This is a genomic window from Microbispora corallina (genome assembly GCF_016863035.1).
GTDB lineage: Bacteria > Actinomycetota > Actinomycetes > Streptosporangiales > Streptosporangiaceae > Microbispora > Microbispora corallina.
The window spans coordinates 46,817-58,850 of sequence record NZ_BOOC01000051.1; the positions used below are offsets into that span (position 1 = coordinate 46,817).

Annotated in this window: 14 protein-coding genes and 1 pseudogene; 3 read left to right on the forward strand and 12 right to left on the reverse strand. The window is 71.9% G+C overall.

The features are described from left to right. The first annotated feature begins 5 nt into the window (after positions 1-5). Both dprA and Mco01_RS39460 read left to right on the forward strand, forming a co-directional pair. Positions 6-1,244, forward strand: coding sequence for a DNA-processing protein DprA (gene dprA, locus Mco01_RS35115; RefSeq protein ID WP_239104148.1), 1,239 nt, complete (start codon positions 6-8; stop codon positions 1,242-1,244). Positions 1,245-1,480: 236 nt separating this feature from the next. Beyond that, positions 1,481-2,653, forward strand: coding sequence for a tyrosine recombinase XerC (locus Mco01_RS39460; protein WP_239104149.1), 1,173 nt, complete (start codon positions 1,481-1,483; stop codon positions 2,651-2,653). Positions 2,654-2,716: 63 nt separating this feature from the next. On the opposite strand, the gene Mco01_RS39960 is transcribed toward Mco01_RS39460, so the two are convergent. From Mco01_RS39960 to rpsP, 10 genes are all read right to left on the reverse strand, one after another. Further along, complete coding sequence (locus Mco01_RS39960; protein WP_204061144.1) at positions 2,717-3,703, reverse strand: M23 family metallopeptidase; 987 nt, start codon at positions 3,701-3,703, stop codon at positions 2,717-2,719. Between the two features lie 121 nt (positions 3,704-3,824). Then, positions 3,825-4,148, reverse strand: coding sequence for a DUF2469 domain-containing protein (locus tag Mco01_RS35135; RefSeq protein ID WP_036327164.1), 324 nt, complete (start codon positions 4,146-4,148; stop codon positions 3,825-3,827). A 39-nt stretch (positions 4,149-4,187) separates the two neighbouring features. Then, entirely contained in the window at positions 4,188-4,913 is a 726-nt protein-coding gene (locus Mco01_RS35140; RefSeq protein WP_204061131.1) for a ribonuclease HII, read from the reverse strand. A 78-nt stretch (positions 4,914-4,991) separates the two neighbouring features. After that, on the reverse strand, positions 4,992-5,582 hold the full coding sequence (gene lepB, locus Mco01_RS35145; RefSeq protein ID WP_204061132.1) for a signal peptidase I: 591 nt from the start codon (positions 5,580-5,582) through the stop codon (positions 4,992-4,994). A 5-nt stretch (positions 5,583-5,587) separates the two neighbouring features. Beyond that, positions 5,588-6,451, reverse strand: a complete 864-nt coding sequence (gene lepB / locus Mco01_RS35150; protein WP_372445017.1) for a signal peptidase I — start codon at positions 6,449-6,451, stop codon at positions 5,588-5,590. Between the two features lie 109 nt (positions 6,452-6,560). After that, on the reverse strand, positions 6,561-6,926 hold the full coding sequence (gene rplS, locus Mco01_RS35155) for a 50S ribosomal protein L19 (protein ID WP_204061134.1): 366 nt from the start codon (positions 6,924-6,926) through the stop codon (positions 6,561-6,563). Between the two features lie 155 nt (positions 6,927-7,081). Then, complete coding sequence (gene trmD, locus Mco01_RS35160) at positions 7,082-7,981, reverse strand: tRNA (guanosine(37)-N1)-methyltransferase TrmD (RefSeq protein WP_204061135.1); 900 nt, start codon at positions 7,979-7,981, stop codon at positions 7,082-7,084. 12 nt (positions 7,982-7,993) lie between these two features. After that, positions 7,994-8,512, reverse strand: a complete 519-nt coding sequence (gene rimM / locus Mco01_RS35165; protein WP_204061136.1) for a ribosome maturation factor RimM — start codon at positions 8,510-8,512, stop codon at positions 7,994-7,996. A gap of 81 nt (positions 8,513-8,593) precedes the next feature. After that, complete coding sequence (locus tag Mco01_RS35170; RefSeq protein WP_036327189.1) at positions 8,594-8,836, reverse strand: RNA-binding protein; 243 nt, start codon at positions 8,834-8,836, stop codon at positions 8,594-8,596. A gap of 1 nt (position 8,837) precedes the next feature. Beyond that, positions 8,838-9,299, reverse strand: a complete 462-nt coding sequence (rpsP, locus tag Mco01_RS35175; RefSeq protein WP_204061137.1) for a 30S ribosomal protein S16 — start codon at positions 9,297-9,299, stop codon at positions 8,838-8,840. Positions 9,300-9,574: 275 nt separating this feature from the next. On the opposite strand from rpsP, the gene Mco01_RS35180 reads away from it, so the two are divergent. Continuing rightward, positions 9,575-10,189 (forward strand): DUF4232 domain-containing protein, encoded by a 615-nt coding sequence (locus Mco01_RS35180; RefSeq protein WP_204061138.1) that lies wholly within the window; start codon positions 9,575-9,577, stop codon positions 10,187-10,189. 2 nt (positions 10,190-10,191) lie between these two features. Here the strand turns inward: Mco01_RS35180 and ffh are convergent, their stop codons facing one another. Both ffh and Mco01_RS39470 read right to left on the reverse strand, forming a co-directional pair. Continuing rightward, positions 10,192-11,733 (reverse strand): signal recognition particle protein, encoded by a 1,542-nt coding sequence (gene ffh / locus Mco01_RS35185; RefSeq protein WP_204061139.1) that lies wholly within the window; start codon positions 11,731-11,733, stop codon positions 10,192-10,194. A gap of 126 nt (positions 11,734-11,859) precedes the next feature. Beyond that, a pseudogene (locus Mco01_RS39470) lies at positions 11,860-12,034 on the reverse strand (ATP-binding protein); the annotation flags it as partial.

Genomic DNA, 12,034 nt, shown 5'->3' on the forward strand with positions numbered 1-12,034 from the left:
TCGCCATGATGTCCCCCGGATCCGCCGACGCCCCGGGTCTGCCCGCGGGCGAGTGCCCCGTCGCCGGCACCCCGGACTCTCCGCCAGGAGCGGACCGATGCGAGGATCGGCTCGCCCGGGTCGCCCTCATGCGGATGGCGGAGGCCGGTGACCCGGTCATGGGCCGGCTGATCCGCGCCTACGGGCCGCACGGAGCGCTCGGACAGGCCCGGCGCGGGGTGCTCGCACCGGAGTTCGTAGCAGCCGAGGAGGCCGTCGCGCCCCGGCGCCGGACCGACCTGGACCGGCTCGCCGCCTCGTGGGCGGCCCGCTACGCCGACCCCGCGGCGGATCTCGCCCAAGGGGAGGAGCGTGGTGCGCGGCTCGTCATCCCCGGCGACGCGGAGTGGCCGACCCAGCTCGACGACCTCGGGGACACGCGGCCCTTCGGGCTGTGGCTGGACGGCCGGGCCAACCTCCGTCTGTCCTGCCTGCGCTCGGTGGCGATCGTCGGCGCCAGAGCCGCCACGCCGTACGGGACGACCGTGGCCGCCGACCTGGCCCACGGGCTCGGCTCGCGCGGGTGGTCGGTGGTGAGCGGCGGGGCGTACGGGATCGACGGCGCGGCCCATCGAGGAGCTCTGGCGGTCCGGACGCCCACGGTCGTCGTGCTGGCCTGCGGGACGGACGTCTGCTACCCGAGCGCGCACGAGGAGCTCTTCCGGGCGGTGCGCGGACGCGGGGTCGTGGTGAGCGAGTGGCCGCCGGGCTCGCATCCGACACGGCTGCGCTTCCTCGTCCGCAACCGGGTCATCGCCGCACTGTCGCGCGGCACAGTGGTCGTCCAGGCGGCCGTCCGCAGCGGCGCGCTCAACACGGCCGCCCACGCCTCGGGCCTCAACCGGCATCTGATGGCCGTCCCCGGCCCGATCACGTCGGAGGCCTCCGCGGGCTGCCACGTGCTGATACGACAGGGCAAGGCCGTGTGCGTCACCTCGGTCGAGGAGATCGTCGAACTGGTCGGGTCGATCGGCGACGACCTGGCGCCCGAGCAGCGAGGACAGGCCCGCCCGCACGACGCCCTCAACGACGAGACCCGGCGAGTGCTGGAAGCGATCCCGGCGCGCGGGGCGGCGGGGCCCGCGGCCATAGCCGTGGCCGCGGGTGTGGATCTCACCACGGCACTCGGCTGTCTGGGCGGCCTCGCGGCGGCCGGCTTCGTTGAGGCGGCGGACCGGGGCTGGCGGCTACGACGCCGTGGGTGACACCCCGGCCTGCCCGGGAGTATCGCGGCTCGCCGACGGCCTGTGGCGTGTCCTGTCGACCATGGAAGGGCAAAGGCCTACGGTGATTCGCATGGCCGACGGCACATTCGGGATCAAGGCCGGGCACAACCGGCAACGCAACCGTGCCGAGACGGCCCCGAACGGCTGGTACTGCCCTACCCGAACCGCCGGAGGTCGTTGCTGGAGATGCGGTCGCGCGGGACGGGGAGGCCGGTATGGCTCCTGAGTTTGAGGCCGTGCGGGACGCGTTCGAACGTCACCTGCGGCTGGAGCGCGACCTCTCACCACACACGGTCAGGGCGTACCTGGGGGACCTCGCCTCGCTCCTCGCACACCTCGACCAGGCGGGTGTGGACGGGGTCGAGGCGTTGACCATCACGGCCTTGCGGAAATGGCTCGGCAATCTCCACCAGGCGGGGCGGTCACGATCGACGCTGGCGCGGCGCACGGCCTTCGCGCGCGTCTTCACCGCCTTCTGCCACCGGCGTGGCTGGCTGGCCACCGACCCGGGCCTGCTCCTCGGCACCGCCAAAGCGGGCCGGAGCCTCCCCGCGGTCCTCGACCAGGCGGAGGCGCGGGCGCTGCTGGACGCCCGGCGGCCGGACACCCCCACGGTAGACGCCCGGTGGCCGGACACCGGCACCGTGGAAGCGCACGGGACGGACATCGCCGCGCTGGACGCCCGTAGACCGGACATCGTCGCGCTGGACGCTCGACGGTCCGAGCCCGCAGCCGGCCTCGCCCCCGTGGCGTCCGACGATGCGGGCGCACAGCTTGCCGGCTCCGGGTCACCGGACGCGCCTGTCACAGCACCGGAGGCGGCCGGCGGCGGAGAAGAGGCCGGGGCGAACGGCCGGGGGGACGGTCGCACGACTGGAGACCCCAAGGCCCTTCGAGATCAGGCCGTGCTGGAGCTGCTGTACGCCACAGGCATGCGGGTGAGCGAGTTGTGCGGCCTCGACGTGGACGACGTCGATCGGGACCGCAACACCGTCCGCGTGCTCGGCAAGGGCCGGAAGGAGCGGACGATCCCCATCGGCCGGCCGGCGCTCCACGCTCTCGACGCGTGGTGCGTCCGCGGCAGGCCACTGTGGATCCGGGAGGGCACCGGACCCGCGCTCTTCCTGGGGGTGCGGGGAGGCCGTATCGATCAGGGGACGATACGGCGCATCGTGCACGCCCGCCTCGCCGAGGTGGACGGCGCGCCCGACATGGGCCCGCACGGCCTCCGCCACACGGCCGCCACCCACCTGCTGGAGGGCGGGGCGGACCTGCGCAGCGTTCAGGAGATGCTGGGACACGCCTCCCTGGCCACGACACAGATCTACACGCACGTGTCGATCGAGCGACTGCGGGCGGCATACCGCCAGGCCCACCCCCGCGCCTGACCCGCTCCCCTGCCTCGGAGCCATCCCCAACTCCCCCGGACTCGTCCACCCCCGTACCTCCGCTCAGCCCCGGCGCTCAGACGGCCGCGACCAGAGGGGAAGCAGGCGGACCTGGCCTGTTCCGAACAGGAGCAGGGGATCGAGATAAAGGTCTCCCCGGAGGAGGCCGAGGTGGAGGCACGACATCGGGCAATGGCCCGTCCAGTCCTCCATGACGCCGATGACGTCACCGGCGGCCACGGAGTCTCCGGGGCGTACGGACGCGCGGACCGGCAGATAGGTCGTGCGCAGGCCGTCGGGATGGGCGACGGTCACGACACCGCGTCCCGCGACACGCTCGGCGTGCAGCACGATTCCGGAACCGACTGCGCGCACCGGCTCGCCCGCCTCGGCCGCGAGGTCGACACCCCGATGGCCCGACAGCCACCGCTGTGGCGGCGGATCGAACCGCCGAAGAACGCGAAACGAGCCGGCCGTCGGCGGGCGCCATCTCGTCGCACCCGAGACCGGCCGCGAGGGTCCGGGCGACGAGAGCGGCGGCACGGGCCGCCCCTTCGCCGCTGCCGAGGTGGCCACAAGAGCGGCCTGCAAAAGCAACGGCTGAGCCCCAGGCGGATCCCCCGATTCCGCCGCCGATCGGTCCCACGACTCGGGCACCAGCGGGCCTGGCAGCCGCCTCACGTGTGAGCCGGGTACGGACGCCTCCGGCACGGGAGACCCCGGCACCCACAGCCCAGCAGTGTGGGAGCGGGGCACCGATGCCGGAGGCCTGGAAGCGGGGGGTGAAAGACCCGGCACGGGGACCGATGCCGGAGGCACGGAAACGGGTGACCGGAGATCGGGCAGGGGGGCCGACGCGGATGCGGTCACGGCCACCAGAGCAGCCAGCAGTGCCGCCAGGAGAGCCGTCGGCACCGGCGGCACGAGCCCGCCCGTACGGATCCTCGCCGGGTTTCCCGTGGCAGCCGCCCCGGCAGCCGCCGCCCCAGACCTGGCGAACACAGACCCCACGAAACCAGACCCGGCGAACACAGACCATCGAAGACGCATGCCCCGACGATGCGACACCGCCCCGACGCCCCGGCCTGCCGAACCCCGTTCTGGGGATGACGGCCACACGCCCACCCCGGACCGAGGCCGCGGCAGGCACGACCCGCCGCGGACCGCGGGCTCAGCTGGAGAAGCCCTCCTTGGGCATCTCGAGGTCGGGCTTGGCCAGCTCCTCGATGTTGACGTCCTTGAACGTCACCACCCGGACGTTCTTCACGAACCTGGCCGGCCGGTACATGTCCCAGACCCAGGCGTCCTGCATCTTCACGTCGAAGAAGACGTCGCCGTTCTCGGCGGTGCGGACGTCGAGGTCCACGGAGTTGGTGAGGTAGAAACGCCGCTCGGTCTCCACGACATAGGTGAACAGCCCGACCACGTCGCGGTACTCCCGGTAGAGCTGCAGCTCCATCTCGGTCTCGTACTTTTCGAGATCTTCCGCGCTCATCCCGGTCCTCCTTCTCCGCTTCCCGTCGAGATCGCCCGTTCAGACGACACCGGCACCGACCTCATTCTCGCGCATGTCCCCATCCTGCCCCGTCCACGGGCCCACGTCCGGGATCTGCGACCCACGAGTCACCCTGGCCACCGTCACGAACGAGAACCGATGATGGGGGCTCGGTCCGTGCAGGGCCAAAGCCCGTCGATGCGCTGGAGTGACGTAGCCCTTGTGCTCGGCGAAGCCGTACTGCGGGTAGACGCCGTCGAGGCCGTGCATCATCCGGTCCCTGGTGACCTTGGCCACGATGGAGGCGGCGGCGACGCAGGCAGCCACCTGGTCGCCCTTCCAGACGGCCAGCGAGGGCGCGGGGAGCCCGGCCACCGGGAAGCCGTCGGTGAGGATGTATCCGGGGACGATCCCCAGACCGGCGACCGCGCGGCGCATGCCGGCCACGTTGCACTTGTGCAGCCCCCGGGCGTCGATCTCCTCGGGCGGGATCACGACGACGCTGACGGCCCTGGCCGTGGCCGAGATCCGCTCGTACAGACGCTCGCGTACGGCCTCGGTGAGCAGCTTCGAGTCGCTCAGCCCGTCGATGTCGCGGCCGAGGACGACCGAGGCGACGACCAGCGGCCCGGCGCACGCCCCCCGTCCGGCCTCGTCCACCCCGGCGACCGGGGTGAACCCCCGCCGGGCCAGGGCTCGCTCGTAGCCGTAGAGTCCCGAGTCCCGCCGTACGACGCTGGGACGCGGGCGATAGGCAGCTGTCATGACGACAAGCAGATTACGCCCCATTCCCGGCCCGCGATACGGCCGAAAGCGCCCCAGACGGCAAAGCACCTGGTCAGATCAGTGGACGGCGCTGAAAGTCTCCGGCGGCGACAGCCACGACAGGCGGGACAGCGGCCAGTAGCGGGCGAAGGCCCGTCCGATCACGTCGTCCTCGGAGACCGTGCCGAAGTGGCCGTCGTCAAGGAACGCCCGCGAGTCGAGCGAGTTGCTGCGGTTGTCGCCCATCAGCCAGAGCCGGCCCTGGGGCACCTTCACCTCGAACTGGCGGCCCGACGGGTAGACGCCCGGGTAGAGGTACTTGTTCTCCTCGTCGAGGGGCGTGCCGTTCACCGTGATCCGGCGCTGGGCGTCGCAGCACTTGACCACGTCGCCGCCGACGCCGATGACGCGCTTGATCGTGTCCTCGCCGTCCCAGCCCTTGAAGACGACGATGTCGCCCCGGTCGACCGAGCCGAAGGTGAACGCCAGCTTGTTGACCATGACGCGGTCGTTGATCAGCAGCGTCTTCTCCATCGACTCCGACGGGATGTAGAACGACTGCAGGACGAACGCGTGCACGAGCAGCGCGACCACGATGCCGCCGAGCGTGAACAGCAGCGTGTCGCGGAATCCGGAGGTCTTCTTGGCCGGGGCCTCGGCCGTCTCCATGGCCGTTACCGCCCGGCCGGTCGCCTGCGCGGCCTCAGCCGGCGGCCGAGGGCCACCAGCGGCACCGCTCCGGCGAAGCCCGCGACCAACGGCGCGGCCCCCGAGGCGACCGAGAGGGCGGGCTGGGCGAAGGTGTCCGGGATCGGCAGGATCGTGGCCCGGTCGAACGGCCAGACGATGACGAACGCCCGGCCCACCACCTTGTCCGCGGGGATCGTGCCGCCACCCGGGTCACCCTGGTGCGAGCGGGAGTCGAGCGAGACCGAGCGGTGGTCGCCCATCACCCAGAGCCGGTTGGGCGGCACCGTGACCTCGAACTCGCGGCCGGACGGGGTGTCGCCCGGATACAGGTACGACTTCTCGTCCAGCGGCACGCCGTTGACGGTGATCCGGCCCTTGGGGTCGCAGCACTTGACCTTGTCGCCGGGGATCCCGATGACGCGCTTGATGTAGTCCTTCTCGCCCGGGACCATCCCGAACGCCGTCCCGACCCAGCGCAGCGCCCCCGCGACCGGGTTGGACGGCGGTTCGATCTGGACCTCCGGGTCCCAGGAGTCGAGGCCGGAGAACACCACGATGTCGCCGCGCGTGATGTCGCGGACGTGGTAGACGAGCTTGTTGACCAGCACCCTGTCGTTGACGAGCAGCGTGTCCTGCATCGACTCCGAGGGGATGTAGAACGCCTGGACCACGAAGGACTTGATCAGCAGGGCGAGGGCGAGGGCGACCACGATCAGCACGGGAAGCTCCCGCCAGAACGAGCCCTTCTTGCCGCCGCCCTCGGCGGCCTGCTTGACGTCTTCGGCGACCACGTCCACCCCGTCCTCGGCGGGGACGGCGCCCGCCGAACCCCGCTCGTCGCTAACCAACGCTGCTGAGCCTAAATGATGTCCCCGGCGCTCAGGGCCGGGGACGCGGCATCCCCGTGAAAAGAAAGTGGCCCGCGCCATACGGCACGGGCCACGACGCCTGCCGCCCTTACTTGGCGGTCGGCAGCGCCTCACGCTTCTCGCGGATGCGGGCGGCCTTGCCGCGCAGGTCACGCATGTAGTAGAGCTTGGCGCGGCGGACGTCGCCACGGGTCACGACGGTGATCTTCTCGATCACCGGGCTGTGGACGGGGAAGGTGCGCTCGACGCCGACGCCGTAGCTGACCTTGCGGACCGTGAACGTCTCACGGATGCCGCCGCCCTGGCGGCGCAGGACGAAGCCCTTGAACACCTGGATACGGGACCGGTTGCCCTCGACCACGCGGACGTGGACCTCCAGCGTGTCGCCCGGGCGGAAGGCCGGTACGTCGCTGCGGAGCGCAGCCTTCTCGATCTCCTGGATCTGCGTGTGCATCGCGGCGGTTCCTCGCTCACATGAGCACGCGGAGGTCCACCCGGCCGAACCCGTGGCTCGGCGACGAGGGGGACACGCGCGCTTGGCTTGATACGTCTGGTCTGCTGCGCCTGGGCCGGGCCTCGCCCGGACACACGGAAGAGGGCAGCAGCGATTCAGTCTGCCATATCTTCCGGCCCGGCGCGAAACGCACCGGCGACCCCGCCCTCGTCAGCGCCCTCGGCCCCGACGGAAGCCGGCCCGCCGTCCGCCAGGCCCTGCTCGTGCCGCCGGCTCTCCTCGTACTCTTCGACGACCCGCCGGTCGTGCTTGTCGAGGTCCTCCCGGCCCAGCCGGTCGATCAGTTCGGGACGCTTCTCGAGCGTACGGCGAAGGGCCTGGTCGCGCCGCCAGCGGGCGATCCTGCCATGGTGCCCCGACAGCAGGACCTCGGGCACCTCGTGCCCACGCCAGACGGGCGGCTTCGTGTAGACCGGGCCCTCCAGCAGGTTGGCCATCGCGCCCGGGGCGAAGGAGTCGTCGGCGACGGAGCGGGCGTTGCCGAGCACCCCCGGCAGCAGCCGCCCGACGGCCTCCACGATCACCAGCACGGCGGCCTCGCCGCCCGCCAGGACGTAGTCGCCGATGCTCACCTCGTCGGCCCGCAGGCGGGAGCCGTACTCGGCGACGACCCGGGAGTCGATGCCCTCGTAGCGGGCCGGCGCGAACAGCAGCCACGGCTCCTTGGCGTACTCCAGGGCGACCTCCTGCGTGAACGGCCGCCCGCTGGGAGTGGGGACGACCATGCGCGGCAGCGCCCGGGAGTCGGCGTCCGGCGCGGACCGGCCCGACGCGATGACCGCGTCGACGGCCTCGCCCCAGACCTCCGGCTTCATCACCATGCCCGGCCCGCCGCCGTACGGCGTGTCGTCGACCGTCTTGTGGACGTCGTGCGTCCAGTCACGCAACTGGTGGAGCCGGATGTCGAGGATGCCCCGCTCGCGTGCCTTGCCCATCAGGGAGACGTCGAGGGGGGCGAAGTACTCGGGGAAGATCGAGATGATGTCGACGCGCATCGGACCCCGCTCCTACTCCGCCTCGCCGAGGTCGAGCAGGCCGGGCGGGGGATCGACCACGAGTAAGCCCTTGTCCAGGTCGACCTCGGGGACCAGCGCCTTCACGAACGGCACGTACGCCTCGTCCCGGCCGGGACGGCGCACGACGAGCAGGTCCTGCCCGTGGTGGAGGACGTCGGAGACCTCCCCCACGCGTGCGCCCTCGGACGTCACGACGGCGAGGCCGATGAGCTGGTGGTCGTGGAACTCGTCGGGGTCGTCGCCAAGCGGGATGTCGGCGGAGTCGACGACGAGCAGCGTGCCGCGCAGGGCCTCGGCCGCGTCGCGGCCGGCCACGCCGTCGAGGGTCAGCAGCAGGATTCCCTTGTGCCAGCGGGCGCGCTCGACCGTGAGCGGGCCGGCGCCGGCCGGGTCGGTCGCCAGGGTCGCGCCGGGCGCGAAGCGCCGGTCGGGCTCGTCGGTGCGCACCTCGACCGTGACCTCGCCCCGCACGCCGTGCGGGCGGCCGATCCTGCCAACCACAAGCTGCACTTCTCGCCTTCCCAATGCGGCACGTCCGGAAAAAGCACCGGGGGACCCCCGTACGAGGGCCCCCCGGTCATGAGGTTCTGCTCAGCGGACCTCGTCCATGTCGACCAGGTCGATCCGCACGTACTTGCCGTTCGACAGGGCGTTGACGACGGTGCGCAACGCCCTGGCCGTACGGCCGCCGCGGCCGATGACCTTGCCGAGGTCCTCGGGGTGGACCCGAACCTCGAGAACGCGCCCGGTGCGGATGCGCCGAGCCCGGACCCGGACGTCGTCGGGATGCTCGACGATGCCCTTAACCAGGTGCTCGAGGACTTCCTCGAGCACCTCAGGCCTCGCCTTCCGGCTTCTCCTCGGCGGCGGCGGCCGGGGCCTCGGCGGTCTCGTCGGCCTTCGCCGGCTTCCTGGCCTTCTTCGGCGTCGTCGCGGCGCCGGCGCTGTCACTGGACAGCGTCTCGCGGGCGGCGGCCTCGTAGGCGGCGTGGCGGTCGGGCTTGGGCTCGGCCACCAGGAGCGGGGTCGCCGGAGCGGCCTCGCCCTTGAACTTCTGCCAGTCGCCGGTCAGCTTGAAGATCTTGAGGACCGGGTCGGTCGGCTGGGCGCCGACGCCGAGCCAGTACTGCGCCCGCTCGGAGTTCACCTCGATGCGCGAGGGGTTCTCCTTCGGGTGGTACAGGCCGATCTCCTCGATCGCACGACCGTCACGCTTGCTGCGGGCGTCGGCGACGACGATGCGGTACTGCGGGTTGCGGATCATCCCGAGCCGCTTGAGCTTGATCTTGACTGCCACGGGTGTGGTCTCTCCTGCTTCAGAGCGTGGGTGAGCGGTGTCTCATCGAGTGGGGCACGATGGGAGCCCGCCCGAGGGACAGGCGCGACCGGCGGGGGTGAGAGGGCACCCGCATGGCCACGATGTTCCAGCCTGACATTCTGCCAGATGATTCCGTGTGCTCGGCCAAGGGAGGCTCCCGGAACGGCGTGGTTTCCGTACCGATGCCGCCTTCCCCCCGGACCTTCCCCGCCGCCGGCCCGAACCGGCGACGCCTTTTCCGCGTCCAACCGGGCATGGAACGAACCACGAGCAGGACCCGCCTCGCCGCGGCCGCCGCGCTGGCGCTGGTGACGGCCGCCTGCGCCTCCGCCATCCCCTCGGCCCACGCCGGAGCGGCGGGCTCCGCCCGGGCCGGAGCCGTCGCGCAGGGAGCCCCCACGGCGACGACCTCCGGGACGGACGAGACCACCGTACGCGCCGCGTCATCCGGAGCGGCGGCGGCGCGCTGCCGCACGACCGGGCTGAAGGCGCGGGTCGGCCGGGTGGACGCGGGCGCCGGCCAGCGCTACGCGCCGCTCGTCCTCACCAACACCTCGTCGAAGACCTGCTGGGTGTACGGCTTCGTCGGGCTCATCATGATCGACGGGCACGGCGACGCGCTGCGCACCCGGACGCGCCGGGAGAGCGTGCGGCCCCACCGCGTGACGCTGCGGCCGGGGGCGAGCGCCCATGCGCGGCTCCACTGGACCGAGATCCCGACCGGGAGCGAGACCCGGTGCCCCGCCTCCGCCCGGCTGATGGTCATCCCGCCGGACGAGGTGGCGCACCTGGAGATCCCGTTCACCGCCCGCCCGTGCGACGACGGCAGGATCGACGTCACCCCCATGGCGGCGGGGGCGACGATCTAGTCCTAGTTCTGGCCGGGGAGCTTCAGCTTCGAGGGGTCGAACCCGGGCGGAAGCTCCAGGCCGGGGGGCAGCTGGCCGCCGCCGAGGTTGCCGAGCGCCCCCTTCGGGACCTTCGGAGCGTCGGACGCGCCGGCGGACTTGCCGAGCGCCGCCTTACGGGGGTCGCCGCTGACCCGGCGGCCCTTCTTGGCCTTCTGCGCCTTCTGGTTCTTGCGGCCGCCCGGCATGCCGGGGATGCCCATGCCCTGGGTCATGCGGCGCATCATCTTCTGCGCCTCGAAGAAGCGGACCACGAGGTTGCTGACCTCGGTGACCGTGACGCCGGAGCCGTTGGCGATGCGGGCCCGCCGGGAGCCGTTGATGATCTTCGGGTCCTGCCGCTCCCCCGGGGTCATCGAGCGGATGATGGCGGCGATGCGGTCGAGGTCGCGGTCGTCGACCTGGTTGAGCTGGTCGCGCATCTGCCCCATGCCGGGCATCATGCCCAGCAGGTTCTTGATGGGGCCCATGCGGCGGACCATCATCATCTGCTCGAGGAAGTCCTCCAGCGTGAAGCCGTCGCCCGAGACGAGCTTGCCCGCCATCTTGGCGGCCTCCTGCTCGTCGAACGTCTTCTGCGCCTGCTCGATCAGGGTGAGGATGTCGCCCATGTCGAGGATCCGGCCGGCCATGCGGTCCGGATGGAAGGCGTCGAAGTCGGCCAGCTTCTCGCCGGTGGAGGCGAACATGATGGGCCGGCCGGTGACGTGGCGCACCGACAGGGCCGCGCCGCCGCGGGCGTCGCCGTCGAGCTTGGTGAGCACGACGCCGTCGAAGCCCACGCCGTCCATGAACGCGCGGGCCGTGCCCACCGCGTCCTGCCCGATCATGGCGTCGACCACGAACAGGACCTCGTCGGGGCTGATCGCGTCGCGGATGTCCGCGGCCTGCTTCATCAGCTCCTGGTCGATGCCGAGGCGGCCGGCGGTGTCGACGATGACGATGTCGTGCTGCTGGCGCCGGGCGTGGTCCACCGAGTCGCGGGCCACCGCGACCGGGTCGCCGACGCCGTTGCCGGGCTCGGGCGCGAAGACGGCGACCTCGGCCCGCTCGGCCATGACGGCCAGCTGCTGCACCGCGTTGGGCCGCTGGAGGTCGCAGGCGACGAGCAGCGGGGCGTGCCCCTGGTCGCGCAGCCACTTGGCCAGCTTGCCGGCGAGGGTGGTCTTGCCGGAGCCCTGGAGGCCGGCCAGCATGATCACAGTCGGGGGGGTCTTGGCGTAGCGCAGCCGCCGCGTCTCGCCGCCCAGGATCTCGATCAGCTCGTCGTTGACGATCTTCACGACCTGCTGGGCGGGGTTCAGCGCCTGGGACACCTCGGCGCCGCGGGCGCGCTCCTTGACCCGGGCCACGAAGTCCTTGACGACCGGCAGCGCGACGTCCGCCTCGAGCAGCGCGATGCGGATCTCGCGGCAGGTCGCGTCGATGTCGGCGTCGGAAAGCCTGCCCTTGGACCGTAGGGAGGAGAAGACCGAAGTCAGCCGGTCGGAAAGCGTCTCGAACACGTGTATGGCCAGCCTCGAAGCGAGTGGACGGGTCGGTGAACCAGTTTCCCAGCCTATCCGCCCGTACGCCTCGCGCGCCCGAGCCGTGACGGGACGTTCCCCGTCACCGGCCCCGGCGGCGTCGCGTCACCGCGCGCCGACATGGGTGGTCAGGGCGTGCTCGACGAGCGTGATGAGCGTGCTCTTCACCGACTCGCGCAGCCGCGCGTCGGTGCGGACGATCGGCACGTGGGGCGAGAGGGTGAGGGCCTCCCTGAGCTCGTCCTCGCCATGGGTGTAGGTGCCGTCGAACCCGTTGACG